Origin of the sequence: Agromyces sp. NPDC052230 (genome assembly GCF_040679595.1) — a bacterium.
In the GTDB taxonomy this organism is placed as follows: Bacteria; Actinomycetota; Actinomycetes; order Actinomycetales; family Microbacteriaceae; genus Agromyces.
Genome location: NZ_JBFAVC010000002.1, coordinates 219,494 through 245,539 on the forward strand (window position 1 = coordinate 219,494; position 26,046 = coordinate 245,539).

At 69.1% G+C, this 26,046-nt stretch carries 15 protein-coding genes and 1 tRNA gene; 13 read left to right on the plus strand and 3 right to left on the minus strand.

Features of this window, described 5'->3' with window-relative positions:
- Nucleotides 1-97 precede the first annotated feature (97 nt).
- The 4 genes from gltB (at nt 98) to AB0K73_RS06300 (ending at nt 8,572) form a co-directional block, all read left to right on the plus strand.
- Nucleotides 98-4,621, plus strand: coding sequence for a glutamate synthase large subunit (gltB, locus tag AB0K73_RS06285; protein ID WP_360512294.1), 4,524 nt, complete (start codon nt 98-100; stop codon nt 4,619-4,621).
- A complete protein-coding gene (locus AB0K73_RS06290) occupies nt 4,614-6,071 on the plus strand; it encodes a glutamate synthase subunit beta (protein ID WP_360511724.1) in 1,458 nt (485 codons plus the stop codon). Before gltB ends, AB0K73_RS06290 begins: the two co-directional genes overlap by 8 nt.
- Nucleotides 6,072-6,139: 68 nt before the next feature.
- Entirely contained in the window at nt 6,140-7,555 is a 1,416-nt protein-coding gene (pyk, locus tag AB0K73_RS06295) for a pyruvate kinase (protein WP_360511726.1), read from the plus strand.
- 33 nt (nt 7,556-7,588) lie between these two features.
- Entirely contained in the window at nt 7,589-8,572 is a 984-nt protein-coding gene (locus AB0K73_RS06300) for a CapA family protein (protein WP_360511728.1), read from the plus strand.
- Between the two features lie 10 nt (nt 8,573-8,582).
- Here the strand turns inward: AB0K73_RS06300 and AB0K73_RS06305 are convergent.
- Nucleotides 8,583-8,665 (minus strand) — tRNA-Leu (locus AB0K73_RS06305).
- 36 nt (nt 8,666-8,701) lie between these two features.
- Between AB0K73_RS06305 and AB0K73_RS06310 the strand changes: the two genes are divergently transcribed.
- The 5 genes from AB0K73_RS06310 to rpsA all read left to right on the plus strand — a co-directional run bounded on the left by AB0K73_RS06310 (nt 8,702) and on the right by rpsA (nt 17,915).
- Nucleotides 8,702-9,307 (plus strand): response regulator, encoded by a 606-nt coding sequence (locus AB0K73_RS06310; protein WP_130352818.1) that lies wholly within the window; start codon nt 8,702-8,704, stop codon nt 9,305-9,307.
- Nucleotides 9,308-9,397: 90 nt separating this feature from the next.
- Complete coding sequence (ppsA, locus tag AB0K73_RS06315) at nt 9,398-11,731, plus strand: phosphoenolpyruvate synthase (RefSeq protein ID WP_360511730.1); 2,334 nt, start codon at nt 9,398-9,400, stop codon at nt 11,729-11,731.
- An 88-nt stretch (nt 11,732-11,819) separates the two neighbouring features.
- Nucleotides 11,820-14,531, plus strand: coding sequence for a DNA polymerase I (polA, locus tag AB0K73_RS06320; RefSeq protein ID WP_360511732.1), 2,712 nt, complete (start codon nt 11,820-11,822; stop codon nt 14,529-14,531).
- A gap of 90 nt (nt 14,532-14,621) precedes the next feature.
- Entirely contained in the window at nt 14,622-16,286 is a 1,665-nt protein-coding gene (locus AB0K73_RS06325; RefSeq protein ID WP_360511734.1) for a DUF885 domain-containing protein, read from the plus strand.
- A gap of 180 nt (nt 16,287-16,466) precedes the next feature.
- Complete coding sequence (gene rpsA / locus AB0K73_RS06330) at nt 16,467-17,915, plus strand: 30S ribosomal protein S1 (protein WP_360511736.1); 1,449 nt, start codon at nt 16,467-16,469, stop codon at nt 17,913-17,915.
- An 85-nt stretch (nt 17,916-18,000) separates the two neighbouring features.
- Here rpsA and AB0K73_RS06335 read toward each other — a convergent pair whose 3' ends face one another.
- Nucleotides 18,001-18,603: a DUF4126 domain-containing protein gene (locus AB0K73_RS06335; RefSeq protein ID WP_360511738.1), complete on the minus strand. Its 603-nt coding sequence runs from the start codon at nt 18,601-18,603 to the stop codon at nt 18,001-18,003.
- Nucleotides 18,604-18,662: 59 nt separating this feature from the next.
- Between AB0K73_RS06335 and coaE the strand changes: the two genes are divergently transcribed.
- Nucleotides 18,663-19,283 (plus strand): dephospho-CoA kinase, encoded by a 621-nt coding sequence (gene coaE / locus AB0K73_RS06340; RefSeq protein ID WP_360511740.1) that lies wholly within the window; start codon nt 18,663-18,665, stop codon nt 19,281-19,283.
- Here coaE and AB0K73_RS06345 read toward each other — a convergent pair.
- Entirely contained in the window at nt 19,255-19,884 is a 630-nt protein-coding gene (locus AB0K73_RS06345) for a TetR/AcrR family transcriptional regulator (protein WP_360511742.1), read from the minus strand. The genes coaE and AB0K73_RS06345 overlap by 29 nt on opposite strands.
- A gap of 106 nt (nt 19,885-19,990) precedes the next feature.
- On the opposite strand from AB0K73_RS06345, the gene AB0K73_RS06350 reads away from it, so the two are divergent.
- From AB0K73_RS06350 to uvrA, 3 genes are all read left to right on the plus strand, one after another.
- Entirely contained in the window at nt 19,991-20,875 is an 885-nt protein-coding gene (locus AB0K73_RS06350) for an alpha/beta hydrolase (protein ID WP_360511744.1), read from the plus strand.
- A gap of 87 nt (nt 20,876-20,962) precedes the next feature.
- Nucleotides 20,963-23,029 carry an excinuclease ABC subunit UvrB gene (uvrB, locus tag AB0K73_RS06355; RefSeq protein WP_360511746.1) on the plus strand — a complete coding sequence of 689 codons (2,067 nt, stop codon included), beginning with the start codon at nt 20,963-20,965 and terminating at the stop codon, nt 23,027-23,029.
- 123 nt (nt 23,030-23,152) lie between these two features.
- Nucleotides 23,153-26,044 carry an excinuclease ABC subunit UvrA gene (gene uvrA / locus AB0K73_RS06360; protein ID WP_360511748.1) on the plus strand — a complete coding sequence of 964 codons (2,892 nt, stop codon included), beginning with the start codon at nt 23,153-23,155 and terminating at the stop codon, nt 26,042-26,044.
- The last annotated feature ends 2 nt before the right edge of the window (nt 26,045-26,046 follow it).

Consider the following 26,046-nt stretch of genomic DNA (forward strand, 5'->3'; position numbering starts at 1 on the left):
GACGACGTCCCCCGCTGACACCTAGTTGATGAGGACGGTCCACGTGTCGCTCACTCCACCCTTCTCGAGGTTCGGTCTCGTTCCCGACGCGCAGGGCATGTACGACCCCGCCGCCGAGAAGGACGCCTGCGGCCTCGCGATGGTCGCGACCCTCCGTGGCACGGCGGGTCATGACATCATCACGGCCGCGCTCGATGCGCTGCGCCACCTCGAGCACCGTGGTGCGGTCGGTTCCGACGCCGGCACCGGCGACGGCGCGGGCATCATCACCCAGGTACCAGACGACTTCCTCCGCGCCGTCGCGTCGTTCCCGCTGCCCGCGGCGGGCTCGTACGCGGTCGGAAACGCGTTCCTGCCCGTCGACCCGACCGCCAGGTCGAGTGTCAAGCGCCGGTTCGGCGATCTCGCGGCATCCGAGGGGCTCGAGGTCATCGGATGGCGCGAGGTGCCCGTGCGTCCCGACGAGCTCGGCACCCTCGCCCGTGCCGCCATGCCGGCCGTGCAGCAGGTGTTCGTGCGGTCCTCGGCGACCACGTCCGAGGGCGACCGCATCGACGGCATTGCGCTCGACCGGCTTGCGTTCCGGCTCCGCAAGCGCGCCGAACGGGAGCTCGACCTCTACTTCGCGTCGCTCTCGTGCCGCACGCTCGTGTACAAGGGCATGGTCACGACGCTGCAGCTCGAGCCCTTCTACCCCGACCTCTCCGACGAGCGGTTCGCCTCGAAGCTCGCCCTCGTGCACTCGCGCTACTCCACGAACACGTTCCCGTCGTGGCCGCTGGCGCAGCCGTTCCGGATGATCGCGCACAACGGTGAGATCAACACGATCCAGGGCAACCGCAACTGGATGCGCGCACGGCAGTCGCAGCTCGAGTCGGAGGTGCTCGGCGACCTGACCCCCATCCTTCCGATCGTGACGCCCGGAGCGAGCGACTCGGCCTCGTTCGACGAGGTCGTCGAGCTGCTCACGCTCGCGGGGCGCAGCCTCCCGCACGCGGTCATGATGATGGTTCCCGAGGCCTGGGAGAACCAGACCGAGATCGACCCCGAGCGCCGGGCGTTCTACGAGTACCACTCCATGCTGATGGAGCCGTGGGACGGTCCCGCCGCCATCGTGTTCACCGACGGCACGCTCGTCGGCGCCACGCTCGACCGCAACGGGCTGCGTCCAGGCCGCTACCTCGTCACCGACGACGGGCTCGTCGTGCTCGCGAGCGAGATCGGCGTGCTCGACATCGAGCCGAGCCGCATCGTGCGCAAGGGCCGGCTCCAGCCGGGCCGCATGTTCCTCGTCGACACCGAGGCGGGCCGCCTCATCGAGGACGACGAGATCAAGGCCCAGCTCGCGGCATCCGAACCCTGGGGGGACTGGCTCGAGGAAGGCCGGATCCGCCTCGCCGACCTCCCCGAGCGCGAGCACATCGTGCACCCGCCGGCCTCGGTGAATCGTCGGCAGCGCACCTTCGGCTACACCGAGGAGGAGGTGCGGATCCTCCTCGCGCCGATGGCGAAGGCGGGCCAGGAGCCGCTCGGTGCGATGGGATCCGACACGCCCGTCGCGGTGCTCTCGAAGCGGCCGCGGCTCCTGTTCGACTACTTCACGCAGCAGTTCGCGCAGGTCACCAACCCGCCGCTCGACTCGATCCGCGAGCAGGTCGTGACCTCGCTCGGCTCGTCGGTCGGGCCCGAGCGCAACCTCCTCTCGGCCGGACCCGAGCACGCCCACCAAGTGTCGTTGTCGTTCCCTGTGATCGACAACGACGAGCTCGCGAAGATCGTGCACATCGACCCGGCACCCGGTCGGCGCACGGCGGTGACGATCCGCGGCCTCTACCGATTCGACGAGGGGCCGAACGCGATGCGCGACCGCCTCGCCGCGATCTGCCGCGAGGTCGACGAGGCCATCGAGGAGGGCGCCGCGTTCATCGTGCTGAGCGACCGCGACTCCAACAAGGACCTCGCACCGATCCCGTCGCTCCTCATGCTCTCGGCCGTGCACCACCACCTCATCCGGGCCGAGAACCGCATGAAGGTCGGGCTCATCGTCGAGGCCGGCGACGTCCGCGAGGTCCACCACGTCGCGCTCCTCGTCGGCTACGGGGCCGCGGCCGTGAACCCCTACCTCGCGATGGAGACGTGCGAGGAGCTCGTGCGCTCGGGCGTCATCACCGGCATCACGCCCGAAGACGCCGTGCACAACGTCATCAAGGCGCTCGGCAAGGGCGTGCTGAAGATCATGTCGAAGATGGGCGTCTCGACCATCGCGTCGTACGCGGGCGCCCAGGCGTTCGAGGCCATCGGCCTCGGGCAGGAGTTCGTCGACGAGTACTTCACCGGAACCACCTCGAAGCTCGGCGGCGTCGGACTCGACGTCATCGCGGCGGAGAACCTGCATCGGCACACCTCGGCCTACCCCGAGGACGTCGCCGTGCGTGCGCACGAGCGTCTCGCGACGGGTGGCGAGTACCAGTGGCGTCGAGACGGATCGCCGCACCTCTTCAACCCCGAGACGGTCTTCCGCCTGCAGCACTCGACGCGCAACCGTCGCTACGACGTGTTCCGCGAGTACACCTCGCTCGTCGACACGCAGGCCGAGCAGCTGATGACCCTTCGCGGCATGTTCGCGCTCCGCACGGGCACGCGCCCGCCGGTGCCCATCGACGAGGTCGAGTCGGTCGAGTCCATCGTGAAGCGCTTCTCGACCGGAGCGATGAGCTACGGGTCGATCTCGAAGGAGGCGCATGAGTCGCTCGCCATCGCGATGAACCGGCTCGGCGCGAAGTCGAACACGGGCGAGGGCGGCGAGGACCTCGATCGCCTCCTCGACCCCGAGCGGCGCAGCGCCATCAAGCAGGTGGCCTCCGGCCGGTTCGGCGTGACGAGCATGTACCTCACGCACGCCGAGGACATCCAGATCAAGCTCGCCCAGGGCGCGAAGCCCGGCGAGGGCGGCCAGCTTCCGCCCGCGAAGGTGTACCCATGGGTCGCCCGCACGCGGCACGCGACGGCCGGCGTCGGCCTCATCTCACCCCCGCCGCACCATGACATCTACTCGATCGAAGACCTCAAGCAGCTCATCTTCGACCTGAAGCGCGCCAACCCCAAGGCACGCATCCACGTGAAGCTCGTGAGCCAGTCGGGCATCGGCGCGGTCGCCGCGGGCACCGCCAAGGCCCTCGCCGACGTCATCCTGGTCTCCGGCCACGACGGCGGCACCGGAGCGAGCCCGCTCAACTCGCTGAAGCACGCGGGCACGCCGTGGGAGCTCGGCCTCGCCGAGACCCAGCAGACGCTCATGCTCAACGGCATGCGCGACCGCGTGGTCGTGCAGGTCGACGGCCAGCTGAAGACCGGCCGCGACGTCGTCATCGGTGCGCTCCTCGGCGCCGAGGAGTTCGGCTTCGCCACGGCGCCGCTCGTCGTGCAGGGCTGCGTCATGATGCGCGTCTGCCACCTCGACACCTGCCCCGTCGGCGTCGCCACCCAGAATCCCGAGTTGCGCAAGCGCTTCAGCGGCAAGCCGGAGTTCGTGGTGAACTTCTTCGAGTTCATCGCCCAGGAGGTCCGCGAGTACCTCGCCGCGCTCGGCTTCCGGTCCATCGACGAGATCATCGGCCGTCGCGAGCTCCTCGACGTCGACCGCGCCGTCGATCACTGGAAGGCCTCCGGCCTCGACCTCTCGCCAGTGCTCGTCGGCCCCGATTTCGGCGAGTCGGAGCCGCGCCGCAACTTCCGCGCGCAAGACCACGAGCTCGACGAGCACTTCGACAACGAGCTCATCCGGCGCAGCCGCATCGTGCTCGAAGAAGGCGGCACCGTCGAGATCGCGCTGCCCATCAAGAACACCGAACGGGCCGTCGGCACCATGCTGGGCCACGAGGTCACCGTGCACCGCGGCGAACACGGCCTGCCGACCGGCTCGATCGACGTCACGCTCACCGGTTCGGCCGGGCAGTCCCTCGGCGCGTTCCTGCCGAGCGGCATCACGCTCCGCCTCGAGGGCGACTCGAACGACTACGTCGGCAAGGGACTCTCGGGCGGGCAGATCGTGGTGCGACCGCCCCGCGACAGCGGCTTCGTGGCGGAGCGCAACGTCATCGCCGGTAACGTCATCGGCTACGGCGCGACACGAGGCAGCATGTTCATCCGGGGCATCGTGGGAGAACGATTCCTCGTGCGCAACTCGGGTGCGACCGCGGTCGTCGAGGGCGTCGGCGACCACGCGCTCGAGTACATGACCGGCGGCCTCGCGCTCATCCTCGGTGCAACCGGACGGAACCTCGGCGCCGGCATGTCCGGTGGCACGGCGTACGTGCTCGACCTCCGCGAGGGTCGGGTGAACCGCGAGTCGCTCAGCGCGGGCGAGCTCGAACTGCTGCCACTCGGCAGCGCCGATCGGGAGATCGTGCGCGACCTGCTCGAGCAGCACCTCGAGACCACCGACTCGTCGGTCGCGGCCGCCCTCCTCGCCGAGGGCGACGCGGCATTCGATCGCTTCACCAAGGTGCTGCCGCGCGACTACGCCGCAGTGCTCCGTACCCGCCAGAGCGCGGTCGACGAGGGCCTCGACCCCGACGGCGACGTCGTCTGGACGCGAATTCTGGAGGTGACAGGTGGCTGACCCCAAGGGCTTTCTGAAGGTCACTGAGCGGGAGCTGCCCAAGCGGCGGCCCGTTCCGGTGCGCATCATGGACTGGAAAGAGGTCTACGAGCCGGGCGACTCCGCCCAGTTGCGTCGCCAGGCCGGTCGCTGCATGGACTGCGGCATCCCGTTCTGCCACCAGGGCTGCCCGCTCGGAAACCTCATCCCCGAGTGGAACGACCTCGTGCGGCGCGGCGAGGGCCGTGCGGCCATCGAGCGCCTGCACGCGACGAACAACTTCCCCGAGTTCACCGGCCGCCTCTGCCCGGCTCCGTGCGAGTCCGCCTGCGTGCTCGGCATCAACCAGCCTGCGGTGACCATCAAGCAGGTCGAGGTCTCGATCATCGATCAGGCGTGGGGCAACGGCTGGGTCCAGCCGCAGCCGCCCGGCCGCCTCACCGGCAAGACCGTGGCCGTGGTCGGCTCGGGGCCCGCGGGCCTCGCCGCCGCACAGCAGTTGACCCGGGCCGGTCACACCGTCGCGGTCTTCGAGCGCGACGACCGCATCGGCGGGCTGCTGCGCTACGGCATCCCCGACTTCAAGATGGAGAAGAAGCACCTCGACCAGCGCCTCGCGCAGATGACGGCCGAGGGAACCCGCTTCCGGGCCGGCGTCGAGATCGGCGTCGACATCTCGTGGGACCAGCTGCGCGAGCGGTACGACGCGGTCGTCATCGCGACGGGCGCCCTCGTGCCGCGCGACCTTCCGATTCCCGGTCGCGACCTGCCGGGCGTGCACTTCGCCATGGAGTACCTCACCCAGTCGAACCGGCATCTCGCGGGCGACCCCGTCTTCGACCAGATCACGGCCGAGGGCAAGCATGTCGTCGTCCTCGGCGGCGGCGATACCGGAGCCGACTGCATCGGCACGGCGCATCGCCAGGGTGCGCTCTCGGTGACGAACCTCGCCATCGGCAAGGTGCCGAGCGCCACGCGGCCGCCCGAGCAGCCATGGCCGATGCATCCCACCATCTTCGAGGTGCAGAGTGCGCACGAGGAGGGCGGCAACCGCCAGTTCCTCGCGTCCACCGTCGAGTTCCTCGCGAACGAGGTCGGCGAGCTTCGCGCCATCCGGATCGCCGAGACCGAGTACCTCGACGGCCGCCGCGTGCCGAAGGCCGGCTCCGAACGCGAGATCCCGGCCGACCTGGTGCTGCTCGCGCTGGGCTTCACCGGCCCCGAGACCCGCGACCTCGACGAGCAGCTCCAGCTGCCCGTGACCGACCGGGGCAACCTCGAACGTGACGCCGACTATGCGACCTCCCAGCCCGGTGTCTTCGTGGCCGGCGACGCCGGCCGGGGGCAGTCGCTCATCGTCTGGGCCATCGCCGAGGGCCGGGCTGCGGCATCCGCCGTCGACCGGTACCTTGAAGGCGAGACCGAACTGCCGCACCCGATCCCGGCGAACGCGCGGGCATTCTCCATCTGATCCCGGCGCCCGACGGCGCCCATCCACCCACCCCGCGCCACGGCGCAGAAATCGGGAGTACACACCACATGAGACGTGCGAAGATCGTGGCCACCCTCGGGCCGGCCACATCGAGCTACGAGCAGATCCGCGCGATCATCGACGCGGGCGTCGATGTCGCGAGGATGAACCTCAGCCACGGCACGTACGACGTCCACGAGGGCGTCTACCAGAACGTCCGGAAGGCCGCGAACGACTCCGGTCGCGCGGTCGCGGTGCTCGTCGACCTCCAAGGGCCGAAGATCCGCCTCGGCAAGTTCGCCGACGGCCCCTACGAGCTCGCCGAGGGCGACATCTTCAAGATCACGACCGAGGACATCGTCGGCAGCAAGGAGATCGCCAGCACGACCTTCAAGGGCCTCCCGAACGACGTGGAACCCGGAGACCATCTCCTGATCGACGATGGCAAGGTGCGCGTCGAGGTCGTCGAGAGCGACGGGAAGGTCGTCACGACCCGGGTCGTCGTCGCCGGCCCCGTCTCGAACAACAAGGGCATCAACCTGCCCGGCGTGGCGGTCAACGTGCCGGCGCTGTCGGAGAAGGACGAGGACGACCTGCGCTGGGGTCTCGAGCTGGGCGCCGACCTCATCGCGCTCTCCTTCGTCCGCAACGCCAACGACATCGAGCGCGTGCACGACATCATGGAGGAGGTCGGCCGTCGCGTGCCGGTCATCGCCAAGATCGAGAAGCCGCAGGCCGTCGAGGCGCTCGAGGGCATCATCGAGGCGTTCGACGGCATCATGGTCGCGCGCGGCGACCTCGGCGTCGAGCTGCCCCTCGAAGCGGTGCCCATCGTGCAGAAGCGCGCCGTCGAGTTCGCCCGCCGCCTGGCCAAGCCCGTCATCGTGGCGACCCAGATGCTCGAGTCCATGATCCACAGCCCGGTACCGACGCGCGCCGAGACCTCGGATGTCGCGAACGCAGTGCTCGACGGCGCCGACGCCGTCATGCTCTCGGGTGAGACGAGCGTGGGGGAGTACCCCGTCGTCACCGTGGAGACCATGGCGCGCATCATCGAGTCGACCGAGAAGCACGGCCTCGAGCGCATCCCCGCGCTCGGCACCAAGCCGCGCACGCAGGCCGGCGCGATCACCCTCGCCGCCGTCGAGGTGGCCGACTTCGTGCAGGCGAAGTACCTCTGCGTCTTCACCGAGACGGGCGAGTCGGTCAGGCGGATGGCGCGCATCCGCTCGGTCATCCCGATCATCGCGTTCACCCCGTATCCCGCCATCCGGCGGCGCATGGCGTTGAACTGGGGCGTGGAGTCGTTCGTTGTGGCGCGGGTCACGCACACCGACCAGATGGTCGGCCAGGTCGACGAGGTGCTGGTGAAGACCGGCATGGCGGAGGCGGGCGAGAAGGTCGTCATCATCTCGGGTTCCCCTCCCGGAATCCCCGGCACCACCAACGACGTGCGCGTGCATGTCGTTGGCGAAGTGCTGTAGGCGCACCCCCGCGGCGCCGGCACGGAGCATCCCATGGAGATCGCGTTCGTCGGTGACGTGATGCTCGGCCGGCTCGTGGCGGAGGAGTTTCGACGACAGCCGCCCGAGTTCCCGTGGGGAGACACCCTTCCGCTGCTGCGGAAGGCCGACGTGCTCGTGGGCAACCTCGAGTTCGTGCTCGCCGACGACGGGCGCCCGTGGCCCGGCAAGACCTTCCACTTCCGTGCCGATCGCGAGGCCGTGCGCAGTCTCGAGGCTGCCGGGTTCTCGATCGTTTCGGTGGCGAACAACCACGTGCTCGATTTCGGCACGGATGCCGCACTGGAATCCCTCGAGACGCTCGCCGACCGCGGCATCCGCTTCTCGGGTGCCGGACCGGATGCCGCAGCGGCACGTCGCCCCGCGGTCCTCAGCCGCGACGGCATCACGATCGCGATGCTCGCCGTCACCGACAACGAACCCGGCTGGGAGGCCGGCGTCGACTCGCCCGGCGTGCGGTACCTGCCAATCGACCCTGACGACGCTCGCGCGCGCGAGCTGCTCGATGACGTCGCCCGCGAACGGGAGGCGGCCGACCTCGTCATCGTGTCGGCGCACTGGGGCGGCAACTGGGGCGTCGGCGTGCCGCGCAGCCACCGGCGATTCGCTCGCGCGCTCGTCGACGCGGGCGCCGATGTCGTGTTCGGGCACTCGCCGCACATCGTGCGCGGCGTGGAGGTCTACCGTGGCCGTCCCGTCCTCTACGGTGCCGGGGACTTCGTCGACGACTACGCGGTGGATCCCGTCGAGCGCAACGACCGCTCCTTCGTGTTCGTGCTGCGCACCGACGGTGCGGTGCCGGTCGAGCTGCGGCTGCATCCGACGGAGATCGTGGACTTCCACGCCCGCCGCGCCGGCCGGCATGCCGCCGAGATCGCACGCGAGATGGCGCGACGCTGCGCCGCGCTCGGCACACGAACCGTATGGGACGACGACGACGGATGCCTCGTCATCGCGATCGGGCACGGCTCGACGTGAACCAGTTCGGTGCCGGTGGTGGGGGTCGAACCCACACGCCCTTTCGGGCAAAGCATTTTGAGTGCTCCGCGTCTGCCATTCCGCCACACCGGCCAGAGGCCCTGCCAAGGATACCGTAGGCTTTCCTGCGTGACAGACAGCGAACAGACCCAGCCGGCGCCGCGCCGCGTCGTCGTGGCGGAGGATGAGTCGCTCATCCGCCTCGATATCGTCGAGATCCTGCGCGACAACGGCTACGAGGTCGTCGGCGAGGCCGGCGACGGCGAGACGGCGGTGGCGCTCGCGACCGAGCTGCGGCCCGACCTCGTCATCATGGACGTGAAGATGCCCCAGCTCGACGGCATCTCGGCGGCGGAGCGCCTCTCGAAGGGCCACATCGCGCCGGTGGTGCTCCTCACGGCGTTCAGCCAGAAGGAGCTCGTCGAGCGGGCCAGCGAGGCCGGCGCCCTCGCGTACGTGGTGAAGCCGTTCACCCCCAACGACCTGCTGCCCGCCATCGAGATCGCTCTCGCGAGGCACGCCCAGATCATCGCGCTCGAGGCCGAGGTCGGTGACCTCGTCGAGCGTTTCGAGACTCGCAAGCTCGTCGACCGGGCGAAGGGCCTCCTCAACGAGAAGATGGGCCTCACCGAGCCCGAGGCGTTCCGTTGGATCCAGAAGGCGTCGATGGACCGCCGCCTCACCATGAAGGACGTCTCCCAGGCGATCATCGAGCAGCTCGCGCCCAAGAAGTAGGACTTCCGTCCCTCCCTCGTTCCGGCTCCGTGGAATGATGTGCGTGTCCGGGCCACGCCGCCCGGCGACGGTCGAGTCGGGGGAGCACCCATGCCGGGCGATGCGCGGTCCACACTGGTCAGTCGGTTCGAGGAGCTGCGTCTCGGTGACGCTGCATCCGTCGGCGGAAAAGGTGCCAATCTCGGCGAGATGACCTCCGCCGGCCTGCCGATCCCCCCGGGATTCGTGGTCACGGCGGAGGCGTACCTCGAAGCCATCGACCACGCCGGGATCCGGCAGCAGCTGCTCGACGGGTTCCGCGAGGCCGCCGCTGGGGCCGACGATCCGGCGAGGCTGACGAGCTCCGCGGCCGCCCTTCGCGAGGCGGTGCGCGGTGTGCCGATCCCCGATGACGTGCGCGTCGCCATCCTCGGGGAGTACCACCGGCTCGGTGACCGCCTCGCGGTCGCCGTGCGGAGCTCCGCGACCTCGGAGGACGCCGAGGGCACGTCCTTCGCGGGCATGCACGAGACGTACAACAACGTCGTCGGCGACGAGGCCGTGCTCGACCGGCTCCGCGAGTGCTGGGCCTCGCTGTACGGCGATCGCGTCATCTCCTACCGAGCAAGCCAGGGGATGGACGAGGAGCCCGTGCTCGCCGTCGTCGTGCAGACGCAGATCATCTCCGACCGTTCGGGGGTGATGTTCACGATCGATCCGTCGACCGGCGCTCGCGACCACCTCGTCATCGAGGCGGCGCTCGGACTCGGCGAGGTCGTGGTCTCGGGTGCGGTCGAGCCCGACACGTACCTCGTCGCGAAGGACGGGCCGCGACTCCTCTCGGCGCGCGTCGGCCGGCAGACACATCGACTCGTTGCCGACGACGACGGCACGGTTCGCCGTGAGGATCTCGAGGCCGAGCGCGCCGACGCCCGCGTGCTCACCGACGCAGAAGTGCTCGAAGTCGCCGCGCTGGGCCTTCGGGTCGAAGCGCACTACGGCCAGCCGCAGGACACCGAATGGGCCTACTCGGGCGGGCGGCTCTTCATGCTCCAGTCCCGCCCGGTCACGACCCTCGGCGGCGGGCCGATGCCGGCCGAGGGAACCGATGCGACGGGAGCGGCAACCGCACCCGCCGGCACCGTGCTGCTGCGTGGGCTCGCCGCCGCCCCGGGGCGCGTCACCGGTCGCGTCCGGATCCTGCAGAGCCCGAGCGAGGGTGCGTCGCTGCAGAACGGCGAGATCCTCGTCGCGCCCATGACGAACCCCGACTGGGTCCCCACCATGCGCCGCGCCGCAGCGGTCGTCACCGACGGGGGCGGCATGACCTGCCACGCCGCGATCGTCGCCCGCGAGCTCGGGGTGCCCGCCATCGTCGGCGCCCGCACGGCGACGACCCTCCTGCGCGACGACGAGCTCGTCACGGTCGACGGGGCGAAGGGCGAGATCATCGAGGGCGCGGATGCCGCGGCATCCGGCCAGCCCGCAGGGCCGGCCATGGCCTCGGCCGTCGCCGCCCCTGCCGCACCCGAGCCGTTGGCGACCAAGCTGTACGTCAACCTCGCCATCGCCGAACGCGCGGAGGACACCGCTGCACTCGACGTCGACGGCGTCGGGCTGCTGCGCGCCGAATTCATGATCACGGATGCGCTCGGCGGCATGCATCCGCGCGAGATGCTCGCCCGCGGTCAGCGGGAGGAGTTCATCCGCCGCATGACGGAGTCGCTGCTGTCGGTGACGCGGGCCTTCGGGAGCCGGCCGGTGGTGTACCGCACCATCGACTTCCGCAGCAACGAGTTCCGCGGGCTCGAGGGTGGTGAGCGCTTCGAGCCGCAGGAGAACAACCCGATGATCGGCTATCGGGGCGCCTACCGCTACGTCAAGGAACCCGAGCTGTTCAACCTCGAGCTCGAGCTCCTCGCACGGGTGCGCGAGGAGACCCCGAACCTGCACATCATGCTGCCGTTCGTGCGCACCACCTGGGAGCTGGAGGCGTGCCTCGAGCTCATCGACGCGAGCCCGCTCGGCCGCCAGCGCGGACTGAAGCGCTGGGTCATGGCCGAAGTGCCGTCGATCGTCTACCGCATCCCCGAATATGCGGCCATGGGCATCGATGGCGTCTCGATCGGCTCGAACGACCTCACCCAGCTGATGCTCGGCGTCGACCGCGATTCCGAGATCTGCGCGGAACTGTTCGACGAGGCGGATGCCGCGGTGCTCGACGCGATCGAGCGCATCATCACGGCGTGCCGGTCGGCCGGCATCACCTCCTCGCTGTGCGGCCAGGCGCCCTCCAACAACCCGGCGTTCGCCGAACACCTCGTGCGGTACGGCATCGACTCGATCTCGGTGAATCCCGATGCCGCCGACCGCACCCGGCGGGTCGTGGCGGTCGCCGAGCGGCGCGTCCTGCTCGAGGCCGCACGTGGGAGCGCACGGGGCTGAGCAGGGGTCGGATGTCGCGGGGCACCCGTCGATCACCGTGGTTCGGGAACGGGCCATCCGTGTCTGTGGCCGCTTGTAGTCTTGGTGGGTGCCGGACCCAGACAAGCCCACCCTCCTCGTGATCGACGGCCATTCCCTGGCCTTTCGAGCCTTCTACGCCCTCCCCGTCGACAGCTTCTCCACGCGCGACGGGCAGCACACGAACGCCATCCACGGGTTCCTCTCGATGCTGCTGCTGCTCCTGCAGAACGAGAAGCCCACGCACCTCGCCGTCGCGTTCGACAAGTCGCGCGTCTCCTTCCGCACACGCGAATACGCGGAGTACAAGGGCAACCGAAGCGAGACGCCGGCCGAGTTCAAGGGCCAGGTGCCGCTCCTGCAGGACGCACTGCAGGCCATGAGCATCCGCACGCTCGAGATCGACGACTACGAGGCCGACGACATCCTCGCCACCCTGGCCAAGCGGGGCCAGGCCGAGGGGTACCGGGTGCTCCTCGTCTCGGGCGATCGCGACACCATCCAGCTCGTGAACGACGACGTCACGCTGCTCTACCCCAACACGCAGGGCGTCTCGCAACTGAAGCGCTACGACGTCGACGCGGTGGTCGAGCGGTACGGCATCCGTCCCGAGCAGTACCCCGATGTGGCGGCGCTCGTCGGTGAGACGAGCGACAACCTCACCGGCATCACGAAGGTCGGCGAGAAGACCGCGGTCAAGTGGCTCGGCCTCTACGGCGATCTCGACGGCATCATCGAGCATGCCGACGAGATCAAGGGCGTGGTGGGGCAGTACCTGCGCGATCAGAAGGAGAACGCGATCCGCAACCGGCGGCTCAACAAGCTCGTCACCGACGTCGAACTCGACGTGGTGCTCGACGAGCTTCGCGCGCAGCCGATCGACCTGGAGACGGTGCGGCCGCTCTTCGAGCGGCTCGAGTTCCGCACGCTGATGGAGCGGCTGACGAAGATCGCGGCGGGGGAGGCCGGGGTCGATGGCGCTGTGGCCGGTGCGACGGGCGCGACCGCCACGGCGACCGCCCTTCCGGCCGAGCCGGCTGCCGACGCACTCGTCGCGCCGACCCCGGCTCGCCTCGAGGGCGAGGAGCTCGGCGCCTGGCTCGAGCGCGCGAAGGCCGCCGAGCCCGCGGGGCTGGGTCTCAGCCTCGAGGTGTTCGGCGGTCGCGTCGTCGGCGCCGGCATTGCGACCTCGAGCGAGACGGTGCATCTCGTGTGGAAGACCGGCCGCCCCGAGCTCGCGCCGTTCGAGGCGTGGCTCGCGAGCGACGCCCCGAAGATCATGACCGACGCGAAGTCGCAGGTGAAGGCCCTCAGTCGCTCGGGGCTCACCTTCGACGGGCTCGTGGTCGACACCCTCATCGCCGGATGGCTCGTACGCCCCAACCTCACCGAGAAGACGCTCGCCGACCTCGTGTCCTTCCACCTCGGCGAGACCGTGCCCCAGGCCGATCCGACCCAGCTCCTTCCCGAGGAGGGCACCGACTCCGGCGCACCCGAGTACGCCTGGTACTCCCTCCGCCTCGCGCCCGTCGTGCTGCGGGCGCTCAGCGAGAGCTCGCGACGGCTGCTCGCCGAGATCGAGATGCCGCTCGTCCCGGTGCTCGCTGCCATGGAGCTCCGCGGCGTCACGGTCGACCATGAGGAGCTCGCCACCCTGTCGTCGGAGCTCGGCGAGCGTGCAGCGGCGCTCGCGGCATCCGCGTATGCCGAGATCGGCCGCGAGGTGAACCTGGGTTCGCCCAAGCAGCTGCAGGAGGTGCTCTTCGACCAGCTCGGCATGCCCAAGACGCGTGCCACGAAGACCGGCTACACCACCGACGCCAGCGCTCTCGCCGACCTGCAGGAGTCGAACCCGCACCCGTTCCTCGGATTCCTGCTCGAGCACCGCGACGTCACGAAGCTGCGCCAGATCGTCGAGTCGCTCGACAAGTCGATCGGCGCAGACGGCCGGATCCGTACGACGTACTGGCAGATCGGCGCCGCCACCGGCCGCATGTCCTCGAACGACCCCAACCTGCAGAACATCCCCATCCGCACCGAAGATGGTCGCCGCATCCGCAAGGCGTTCCGGCACGGACCCGAGTTCGCCGAGCTCCTCACGGCGGATTACTCGCAGATCGAGATGCGCATCATGGCGCATCTCTCGGGCGACCCGGGGCTCATCGAGGCGTTCAACGTCGGCGAAGACCTCCACCGGTTCGTCGGCGCCCGGGTGTTCGGGGTCGACCCGGCCGACGTGACACCACTCATGCGCACGAAGGTCAAGGCCATGTCGTACGGACTCGCCTACGGCCTCAGTGCCTTCGGCCTTTCGAAGCAGCTGCGCATCGAACGCGCCGAGGCGACCCAACTCATGCGCGAGTACTTCCAGCGGTTCGGCGCCGTCCGCGACTACCTCAGAGGCGTCGTCGAGCAGGCGAAGATCGACGGATACACCGAGACCATCTTCGGTCGACGCCGCCCGTTCCCCGACCTCGCGAGCCCCAACCGGGTGCTGCGTGAGAACGCGGAGCGCGCGGCGCTCAACTCCCCGATCCAGGGGTCGGCCGCCGACATCATGAAAGTCGCGATGGCGAACGTCGAAGCCGCCATCGCCGACCGCGGGCTCGAGAGCCGGATGCTGATGACCGTGCACGACGAGCTCATCTTCGAAGTGGCGCCTGGCGAGTCCGACTCGCTCGAGGCGATCGTTCGCGACCGGATGGCGCACGCGGCCGAGCTGCTCGTGCCGCTCGATGTGCAGCTCGGCCGCGGCGCCAACTGGGACGACGCGGCGCACTGAGCACGACGCATACGCGACGCGGCATCCGTTCGTCGATCGCCAGCAGGATCCCGACGACGCGCGTCGGTGGCGTGCCCTAGGCTCGCTCCCATGGCATCGAGTGAGCGCACCCCGACCGACGTCGACCGCATCGCCGAGCAGTGGGTCGACACGGCCGTCGAGCTGAACCCCACCCTCGGCACGTACATCGGCAGGAGGGAGGCCGACACCCGATTCGGCGACTACTCGCCCGAGGGGCTCGAACGCTCGGCCGAAGCGGTTCGACGCACGATCGCCGCGCTCGACGCGGCGACGCCGGCCGACGATGTCGACGTCGTCACCGTCGCCGACCTGCGCAGCCAGCTCGACCTCGATCTCGAGGCGCACGAGGCCCGACTCCCGCTCCGCGACCTCAACGTGATCGCGAGCCCCGCGCAGGAGCTGCGCGAGGTCTTCGACCTCATGGCCGCCGATGGCGCCGACGACTGGGCGATCATCTCGACGCGGCTGGGAGCGCTGCCCGCCGCGCTCGACGGCTACGTCGAGACGCTGAGACTCGGCATCCGGGAAGGCATCGTTCCGGCGAAGCGCCAGGTGCGTGAGGTGGCGGCCCAGGCCCACAAGCACGAGCGCAGCGACGGCTTCTTCGCCGAGTTCGTCGGCGGAGCTCCCGGAGACCTCCCCGGCGCCCTTCGGAGCGACCTCGACGCCGGCGCTGCGGCGGCCGGCGCAGCCTACGGGCGCCTCGCCGCATTCCTCGAGCAGGACCTGCTCCCCGTCGCCGGCGAGCACGACGGCGTCGGCCGCGACCATTACGCGCTCCAGTCGCGCCGGTTCCTCGGCGCCGTGATCGACCTCGACGAGACCTACGAGTGGGGCACCGAGGAGCTCGCTCGCATGGTCGCCGAGCAGGAGGCCATCGCGAAGGAGATCAAGCCCGGGGCATCCGTCGCCGAGGCCATCGCGTTCCTCGACGGCGACCCGACGCGCAAACTGCACGGCACCGACGCGCTGCAGCGGTGGATGCAGGAGACGAGCGACCGGGCGGTCGCGGAGCTCGGAGCCACGCACTTCGACATCCCCGCCGAGATCCGCACGCTGGAGTGCCTCATCGCCCCGACCCACGAGGGCGGCATCTACTACACCGGCCCCACCGACGACTTCAGTCGCCCGGGCCGCATGTGGTGGTCGGTGCCCGACGGCGTGACCGAGTTCGACACGTGGCGCGAGCTCACCACCGTCTACCACGAGGGCGTGCCGGGCCATCACCTGCAGATCGGGCAGGCGGTCGTGAATCGCGGCAGGCTCAACACCTGGCGGCGACAACTCGCCGGCACCTCGGGGCACGCAGAGGGCTGGGCGTTGTACGCCGAGCGGCTCATGCAGGAGCTCGGCTACCTCGACGACCCCGCCGATCGGCTCGGCATGCTCGACGGGCAGCGCATGCGAGCGGCACGCGTGGTGCTCGACATCGGGGTGCACCTCGGCAAGCAGCGACCCGACGGCGGCGGCGTCTGGACGGCAGAGTACGCGTACGAGTTCCTCCGCGAGAACGTCAACATGAATGACGGGTTCGTGCGCTTCGAGGTGAACCGGTACCTCGGCTGGCCCGGTCAGGCCCCGTCCTACAAGGTCGGCCAGCGCATCTGGGAGCAGTTGCGCGACGAGTTCCGGCGTCGCGAGGGCGACGCCTTCGACATCCGGGAGTTCCACCGCCGCGCGCTCGACCTGGGCGGCGTGGGGCTCGACACGCTGCGCACGGCGCTGCTCGGCTGAGCAGCGCCGTCGCGGCCGGCGGGCCAGGGGCGGGCATCCGCGCGGTTGCCGGACGCTCCGGCGTTCGGCTAGGATAGAGCGTCACTCGTGTGACATCCCTGTCCGCATGCCCATCGCGGAACCAACAACGCTCTACCAACGCGATGGGCTCGATTCTGTCCTTTACGGAGCATTCACTACATGACAACCGCAACGACCAAGGCGCCCAAGCAGGTCGCGATCAACGACATCGGATCTGCTGACGATTTCCTCGCCGCGGTCGAGAAGACTTTGAAGTTCTTCAACGACGGCGACCTCATCGAGGGCACCGTCGTGAAGATCGACCGCGACGAGGTCCTCCTCGACGTCGGCTACAAGACCGAGGGCGTCATCCCCTCGCGTGAGCTTTCCATCAAGCACGACGTCGACCCCAGCGAGGTCGTCGGCGTCGGCGACACCGTCGAGGCCCTCGTTCTCCAGAAGGAGGACAAGGAAGGCCGCCTCATCCTGTCGAAGAAGCGCGCTCAGTACGAGCGTGCATGGGGCGACGTGGAGAAGATCAAGGAAGCCGATGGCGTCGTGACCGGTACGGTCATCGAGGTCGTCAAGGGCGGCCTGATCGTCGACATCGGCCTTCGCGGCTTCCTCCCGGCCTCGCTCATCGAGCTCCGCCGCGTTCGCGACCTCACGCCGTACCTCGGCCAGGAGATCGAGGCGAAGATCCTCGAGCTCGACAAGAACCGCAACAACGTCGTGCTCTCGCGCCGTGCGCTGCTCGAGCAGACCCAGTCGGAGTCCCGCTCGACGTTCCTCGCGAACCTGCACCCGGGCCAGATCCGCAAGGGCGTCATCTCCTCGATCGTCAACTTCGGCGCGTTCGTGGACCTCGGTGGCGTCGACGGTCTCGTGCACGTCTCCGAGCTGTCGTGGAAGCACATCGAGCACGCCAGCGAGGTCGTCGAGGTCGGCCAGGAGGTCACTGTCGAGGTGCTCTCCGTCGAGCTCGACCGCGAGCGCGTCTCGCTGTCGCTCAAGGCGACGCAGGAGGACCCCTGGCAGGTCTTCGCTCGCACGCACGCCATCGGCCAGGTCACCCCGGGCAAGGTCACGAAGCTCGTTCCGTTCGGTGCGTTCGTTCGCGTCGCCGACGGCATCGAGGGCCTCGTGCACATCTCGGAGCTGTCGGGCCGTCACGTCGAGCTCGCCGAGCAGGTCGTCTCCGTCGGCGAGGAGGTCTTCGTCAAGGTCATCGACATCGACCTCGAGCGTCGCCGCATCTCGCTCTCGCTCAAGCAGGCCAACGAGGGCGTCGACCCCGAGGGCACCGAGTTCGACCCGGCGCTCTACGGCATGCTCACCGAGTACGACGAGCAGGGCAACTACAAGTACCCCGAGGGCTTCGACCCCGAGACCAACGAGTGGCGCGAGGGCTTCGAGTCCCAGCGCGAGAAGTGGGAGCAGGACTACGCTGCCGCCCAGGCTCGCTGGGAGGCGCACAAGAAGCAGGTCGCCCAGGCGAACGCTGCCGCCGTGGCCGACGACTCGTTCTCGGCCGGCGCTGCCTCGTTCTCGAGTGAGTCGACCGGTGCGGGCACCCTCGCCGACGACGCCTCGCTCGCGGCGCTGCGTGAGAAGCTCTCGAGCAACTGACGCACCCGCGCGGGTGATCGCGAACCGGAAGGCCGGCTCCCTCGGGAGCCGGCCTTCCGGCGTTCCGGCCGGAAGCCGGTGCCGATCACGAGGGCGGCGGGGCGCCGGCGGCGCGCCGCGTGCGCCGCCGGCGCACGAGCATGACGACGAGGACCGCGACGAGCGCGATGCCGAGAATCACGAACACGGGCGCGAGGAGCGCGGCGAACGCCAGCGTGAAGCTCCCGGCATCCTCGGCGGCGCTGGCCACCGGGCCCCCGATGCCTCCGGTCGCGGCGTTCAGGATCGGTCGCGCGGCGGCCTTGGCCAGGTGCATCCCGAGCGCGAGCACGACACCGACCGCCACGGGCACCCACTGCTGCGACGTGAAGAACGTTTCGGGGTCGGTCACGGCGACCGTCGACGCATCCACTCCCGAACCGAAGGCGATGCCGCCCGCTGTGGGACGGATGACCGTCTGCACGACGTCGTTGACCGAATCGAGGCCCGGCACCTTGTCGGCGACGAACTCGAACACGAGCAGTACCGCAAGGATGAGGAGCACCCATTCGTTCGAGAGCCACGCCCACGCCGGCGGCAGTTCGACGAGTTCGGTGAACCGGTCGAGCGCGCCGATGACGACGAGGGGGATCCAGGCGTTGAGGCCGGCCGCGAGGGCGAGTCCGGTCCCGGTCAGCAGTTCGAGCACGAGTCACCTCCGGCATCGGTGGCCTTCGGGTCGAGTTTCCCACGGATAGAGTGGAGGACGTGTATCTGATCGGTCTCACGGGCGGAATCGCCTCAGGCAAGTCCACGGTCGCGCGACGGCTCGTCGAGCACGGAGCGGTGCACATCGATGCCGACGAGTTGGCGCGTCGCGTCGTCGAGCCCGGCAAGCCCGCCCTCGCGAGGATCGTCGAGGAGTTCGGCGCCGAGGTGCTCCGACGAGACGGCACGCTCGATCGCGCGAAGCTCGGGGAGATCGTGTTCGGCGACGACGCGGCAAGAGCGAAGCTCAACGGCATCGTGCACCCCGCCGTCCGCGAGCTCACCGGCAAGATCATCGATCGCGCGGTCGCCGAAGACCCCGACGCCGTGATCGTGTACGACGTGCCGCTCCTCGTCGAGGCATCCGTGCCCGACGACCTGCAGTTCGATCTCATCGTGGTGACCAGCGCGCCCCGCCCCACGCAGGTGAAGCGCCTCGTCGAGGAGCGCGGGCTGGACGCGACTCAGGCGGAGGCTCGTGTGGACGCGCAGGTCGGCAACACCGAACGCCTCGCGATCGCCGACGTCGTGATCGATACCGACGCGTCGATGGCGCACACCATGAGCCAGACCGACGCGCTCTGGCACCGGATCAACCAGGAGCGCCGCTCGCGGGCCTGACGGTCGCCGCCTCGACCAGCACCCGTGCCACCGCCTTGGCTTCGGCGGCGGTGGCAGGGGAACCGGTGATCGGCGCGGTGACCATCGCCCCGTTCGCCACGATGTAGAGCCGCTCGGCGAGCGCATCCGCGTCGTCGGCGCTCAGTCCGAGCTCGTCGACGAGCCGGCGAAGCACGCTCCGGAAGGCGCGCTTGTGGTCGCGCACGGCTTCGGCGACGGGGGCGGCGTCATCACCGAGCTCGCCGAACGCGTTGACGAAGGCGCATCCGCGGAACGAGTCCTCGGCGAACCACTCGTGCAGCCAGTCGAAGACCGCGAGGACGCGTTCGGTGGGGGAGTCGCCCGATCGCGCGTCGAGGAATCGGCGAACGGATGCCGCGATGCCGGCGTCGCGGTCGCGCAGCGTGGCCTCCACGAGGTCGTCCTTCGAGCGGAAGGCACGGTAGACCCGCTTGAGCGGAACGCCGGACGCGGCCCGCACGGTGTCCATGCCGACGGCTTGGATGCCGTGCGCGTAGAACAGCTCGGACGCAGCGGCGACCAGCGAGGCCCGGTCGTCGTCGGCGTCGATCGCGGCGCCGCCGCGGGATGGATCGCTCACAGGCCCTCCTGGATCGCAGTTGCGGGAAAACGATCGTTCTCATACTATGGCATCTCGCCGGAGAACGTACGTTCTCCGAATCGCAACCCAACTTGGAGGACCTCTCATGTCGAAGGTGCGCTACCGCACAGCCGTGGTGGACGGCCACACGCTGGCCTACCGCGAGGCGGGCGACCCAGCCCTGCCGACCCTCGTGCTGCTGCACGGATTCCCGACGAGCTCGCACATGTTCCGCGGACTGCTCGACGAACTCGCGGACGAGTACCACCTCATCGCGCCCGATCACCTCGGCTTCGGAGCCAGCGACGCGCCCGACCGCGAGCGGTTCGACTACGGCTTCGAGCCGCTCACGCAGCTCACGCTCGGCCTGCTCGACCGCCTGGGCGTCGACCGGTTCGCGCTCTACGTGCAGGATTACGGCGCGCCCATCGGCTTCCGCATCGCGGCGCGGCATCCGGAGCGCGTCACCGCGATCATCACTCAGTCGGGCAATGCGTACGCCGACGGGTTCACGCCGTTCTGGGAGCCCCTGGTCGCGTACGCGAAGGCCCGGGCGGCCGGAGAGCAGCACGACGACACCGCGGTCCGTGCGCTGCTGACGATGGACGCCACGCACTGGCAGTACACCCACGGCGTGCCGGCCGACCGAATGGACCGGATCGCACCCGACACCTGGGTCCTCGATCAGGCGCACCTCGACCGGCTGGGCAACGCGGCCATCCAGCTCGACCTCTTCGCCGACTACCTGTTCAACCTCGACGAGTACCCGGCCTTCCACGAGTACTTCCGGAGCCACCGGCCGCCGCTGCTCGTCGCGTGGGGCCGGAACGATGAGATCTTCGGGCCCGACGGGGCGACGGCGTTCAGCCGCGATCTCCCCGACGCCGAGGTGCATCTCCTCGATGCCGGCCACTTCGCCCTCGAGACGCATCTCGAGGAGATGGTCGCGCTCATCCGGCCGTTCCTGCGATCGGCGCTCGCTGCTGCATGAGGACGCCGGAGTGTGAGCCGCGGATGTCCCGGCCGGGCGGTGGACCGTCCGGCCGGGGTGTCGGTGGGCGAACCTAGACTGGAACGCATGCAGGCCACGCGATCCGTACGCCCGTTCGAGGTGGTGAGCGAGTACCGACCCAGCGGCGACCAGCCCACCGCCATCGCCGAGCTCGCCGGGCGCATCAATGCCGGCGAGACCGACGTGGTCCTCCTCGGAGCCACCGGAACGGGCAAGTCCGCGACGACTGCCTGGCTCATCGAGCAGGTCCAGCGACCCACGCTGGTGCTCGCGCACAACAAGACGCTCGCCGCACAGCTCGCGACCGAGTTCCGCGAGCTCATGCCGAACAACGCCGTTGAGTACTTCGTCTCGTACTACGACTACTACCAGCCCGAGGCGTACGTGCCGCAGACCGACACCTTCATCGAGAAGGACTCGTCGATCAACGCCGAGGTCGAGCGGCTCCGCCACTCCACCACGAATTCGCTGCTCAGCCGGCGCGACGTCGTCGTGGTCTCCACGGTGTCGTGCATCTACGGCCTGGGCACGCCAGAGGAGTACCTGGCCGCGATGATGCCCTTGCAGGTGGGGCAGCGGGTCGATCGAGACTGGCTCATCCGCAAGTTCGTCTCGATGCAGTACCAGCGCAACGATGTCGACTTCTCTCGCGGCACGTTCCGGGTGCGCGGCGACACCATCGAGATCATCCCGATCTACGAGGAGCTCGCGATCCGCATCGAGATGTTCGGCGATGAGATCGAGGCGCTCTATTCGCTGCATCCGCTCACCGGCCAGGTGGTGGCCAAGCTCGACGCAGTGCCCGTGTTCCCGGGTTCGCATTACGTCGCCAGCACCGACGTCATGCAACGCGCGATCGGCACCATCCGGCTCGAGCTCGAGGAGCGCCTCGCCGAGCTCGAACGCGAGGGCAAGCTCCTCGAGGCGCAGCGCCTCCGCATGCGCACGACCTTCGACCTCGAGATGATGGAGCAGATCGGCTTCTGCTCGGGCATCGAGAACTACTCCCGGCACATCGACGGGCGCGCGCCGGGTGAGGCGCCGCACTGCCTGCTGGACTACTTCGCCGACGACTTCCTGGTCGTCATCGACGAGTCGCACGCGACGGTGCCGCAGATCGGAGCGATGTACGAGGGGGACTCCTCGCGCAAGCGCACGCTGGTGGAGCACGGGTTCCGGCTCCCGAGCGCCCTCGACAATCGCCCGCTGAAGTGGGACGAGTTCAAGGCCCGGGTCGGCCAGACGGTCTACCTCTCCGCAACGCCCGGCCGCTACGAGATGGGCATCGCCGACGGGGTGGTCGAGCAGATCATCCGTCCCACCGGCCTCGTCGACCCGCAGATCGTGGTGAAGCCCTCGAAGGGACAGATCGACGACCTGCTCGAGGAGATCCGGGTACGCGCCGAACGCGACGAGCGCGTGCTCGTCACGACACTCACCAAGCGCATGGCCGAGGAGCTCACCGACTTCCTCACCGAGGCGGGCGTGCGGGTGCGGTACCTCCACTCCGATGTCGACACCCTTCGACGGGTGGAGCTGCTGACCGAGCTGCGCGCGGGCGTCTATGACGTGCTCGTCGGCATCAACCTGCTGCGCGAGGGCCTCGACCTCCCCGAGGTGTCGCTCGTTGCGATCCTCGACGCCGACAAGGAGGGCTTCCTCCGATCGTCGACCTCGCTCATCCAGACCATCGGCCGCGCCGCCCGCAACGTGTCAGGCGAGGTGCACATGTACGCCGACGTCCTCACCGACTCGATGAAGTCGGCGATCGACGAGACGACACGGCGTCGAGACAAGCAGCTCGAGTACAACCGCGCCAACGGCATCGACCCGCAACCGCTGCGCAAGCGCATCGCCGACATCACCGAGGTGCTCGCCCGCGAGGAGGCCGACACGGCGCAGCTCCTCGCCGGCCGTGACGCGCGCAAGAAGGCGCCGGTGCCGAACCTGCGTCGCGAGGGCATCGCGGCGGCCGGCGCGAACGATCTCGAGGAGCTGATCCGCGACCTGAACGAGCAGATGCTCGAGGCGGCGGGCGAGCTGAAGTTCGAGCTCGCGGCCCGGCTCCGCGACGAGGTCTCCGAGCTGAAGCGCGAGCTTCGCCAGATGGAGAAGGCGGGTCACCTCGGCTGACGGATGCCTCGCGGTCGCGGCCGCCGACGTGCAGGCTGGGAATTCCACGGAATCGAACGTATGTTCGCTGAGAGCGCGCGCCGCCGCGGAACCCGTGTCGGTGGCGCTCTCTAGACTCGTAGAGTGCCAGTTTCACGTCTCGATGCCCATTCGCGCCTGAGTGTCCGCGGTGCTCGCGTGCACAACCTGCAGAATGTCGACGTCGAGATCCCGCGCGATGCGATGGTCGTGTTCACGGGCCTGTCGGGCTCGGGCAAGTCGTCGCTCGCGTTCGACACGATCTTCGCCGAGGGGCAGCGTCGGTACGTCGAATCCCTCTCGGCCTATGCCCGCCAGTTCCTCGGACAGGTCGATCGCCCCGACGTCGACTTCATCGAGGGGCTCAGCCCTGCGGTCTCCATCGATCAGAAGTCCACGAACCGCAACCCCCGTTCGACGGTCGGTACGATCACCGAGATCTACGACTACATGCGACTGCTCTGGGCACGCATCGGCGTGCCGCACTGCCCCGTGTGCGGTGAGCGCATCCAACGCCAGACGGTGCAGCAGATCGCCGACCAGCTCATGGAGCTGTCCGAGGGCACCCGCTACCAGGTGCTCAGCCCCGTCGTCTCGAAGAAGAAGGGCGAGTTCGTCGACCTGTTCCGCGAGCTGGCCGCCGGCGGCTACTCGCGCGCGATGGTCGACGGCGAGCTCATCCGCCTCGACGAGCCGCCGACGCTCAAGAAGCAGGTCAAGCACGACATCTCGGTGGTGGTCGACCGGCTCGTCGCCGGTCCCGACGTGCTCGGCCGACTCACCGACTCGCTCGAGACGGCGCTCCGACTCACCGACGGCCTCGTGCAGGTGAACTTCGTCGACGAATCCGGCCCCGAGGCCTGGGCGACGTTCTCCGAGAAGCTCTCCTGCCCGAATCAGCACCCCATCCAGCTCACCGAGATCGAACCGCGCACGTTCTCGTTCAACGCGCCGTTCGGAGCCTGCCCCGAGTGCTCGGGCCTCGGCACGAGGATGTCGGTCGACGAGGCGCTGCTCCTCGGCGACCCGACGCTCAGCATCGGCGAGGGCGTCATCATCCCGTGGACATCGCAGGGCAAGAGCCTCTACAACTACTACGAGAAGCTGCTCGACGGCCTCGCGCGCGACCTCGGGTTCTCGCTCGACACGCCATGGGAGGAGCTCGACGAGGCGGCACGCGACGCGGTGCTGCGCGGCGACAACTTCGAGGTCAAGGTGCGCTGGCGCAACCGCTACGGCCGCGAGATGAGCTACACCTCCGGCTTCGAGGGCGTGGTTCCGTACATCGAGCGCCAGTACGTCCAGGCCGAGACCGACGTACAGCGGGCGCGCTGGGCGGAGTACCTCCGCGAGGTGCCCTGCCCCGTCTGCCACGGCAAGCGGCTGAAGCCCGAGGTGCTCTCGGTGCTCATCCACGAACACAGCATCGCCGACGTGGGCCTGCTGAGCCTCACCGACGCACGGGCCTTCATGGACCGACTCGCGCTCACCGACCGCGAGCAGGCCATCGGCGCTCAGGTCCTGCGCGAGATCAAGGTGCGGCTCGACTTCCTCATCCGGGTCGGTCTGAGCTACCTCGACCTCGCCCGAGCAGCCGGCACGCTGTCGGGCGGCGAGGCGCAGCGCATCCGGCTGGCCACCCAGATCGGCTCGGGGCTCACCGGCGTGCTGTACGTGCTCGACGAGCCGAGCATCGGGCTGCACCAGCGCGACAACCGCCGCCTGATCGACACCCTGATCGCCCTGCGCGACCTCGGCAACACGCTCATCGTCGTCGAACACGATGAAGACACCATCCGCACCGCCGACTGGATCGTCGACATCGGCCCTGGCGCCGGCGTCAACGGCGGCACCGTCGTGCACTCGGGCAGCTACGCCGACCTCCTGAAGAACACGCGATCACTCACGGGCGACTACCTCTCGGGCCGCAAGGAGATCCCGCTTCCCGCACGTCGGCGATCCATCGACCCGCAGCGCGTGATCTCGGTGCAGGGCGCCGAGGCGAACAACCTGCGCGGCATCGACGTCGACTTCCCGCTCGGCACGTTCACCGCGGTCACGGGCGTCAGCGGCTCCGGCAAGTCCTCGCTCGTGAACGACATCCTCTACCGTGTGCTCGCCAACCGCCTGAACGGTGCGCGAAAGGTGCCGGGCAAGCACCGCCGAGTGACCGGCCTCGAGCAGCTCGACAAGGTCGTGCATGTCGACCAGGCGCCGATCGGTCGTACCCCGCGGTCGAACCCGGCGACCTACACGGGCGTCTTCGACCGCATCCGCACGCTCTTCTCCGAGACCACCGAGTCGAAGGCACGAGGCTACCTGCCCGGCCGGTTCAGCTTCAACGTCAAGGGCGGCCGGTGCGAGGCGTGTTCCGGCGACGGCACGATCAAGATCGAGATGAACTTCCTGCCCGACGTCTACGTGGCCTGCGAGGTGTGCGGCGGCAAGCGGTACAACCGCGAGACGCTGCAGGTGCACTACAAGGGCAAGAACATCGCCGAAGTGCTCGAGATGCCCATCAGCGAGGCGGCCGAGTTCTTCGAGCCGATCTCGGCGATCCACCGGTACCTGAAGACCCTCGTCGACGTCGGTCTCGGCTACGTGCAGCTCGGTCAGAGCGCGACCACGCTCTCCGGCGGCGAGGCGCAGCGGGTGAAGCTCGCCACCGAGCTGCAGCGACGGTCGAACGGCCGCAGCGTCTACGTGCTCGACGAGCCGACCACCGGGCTCCACTTCGAAGACGTCCGCAAGCTCCTGAAGGTGCTCGGCAAGCTCGTCGAGAAGGGCAACACCGTGATCGTGATCGAGCACAACCTCGACGTCATCAAGTCGGCCGACTGGATCATCGACCTCGGTCCCGAGGGTGGCTCCGGGGGCGGACAGCTCGTCGCGACGGGCACGCCCGAACAGGTCGCCCGCATCCCCGAGAGCCACACCGGCTACTTCCTGCGCGAGATCTTCGACGCGGCATCCGTGCACGCCGAGGTCGCCAGCTGAAG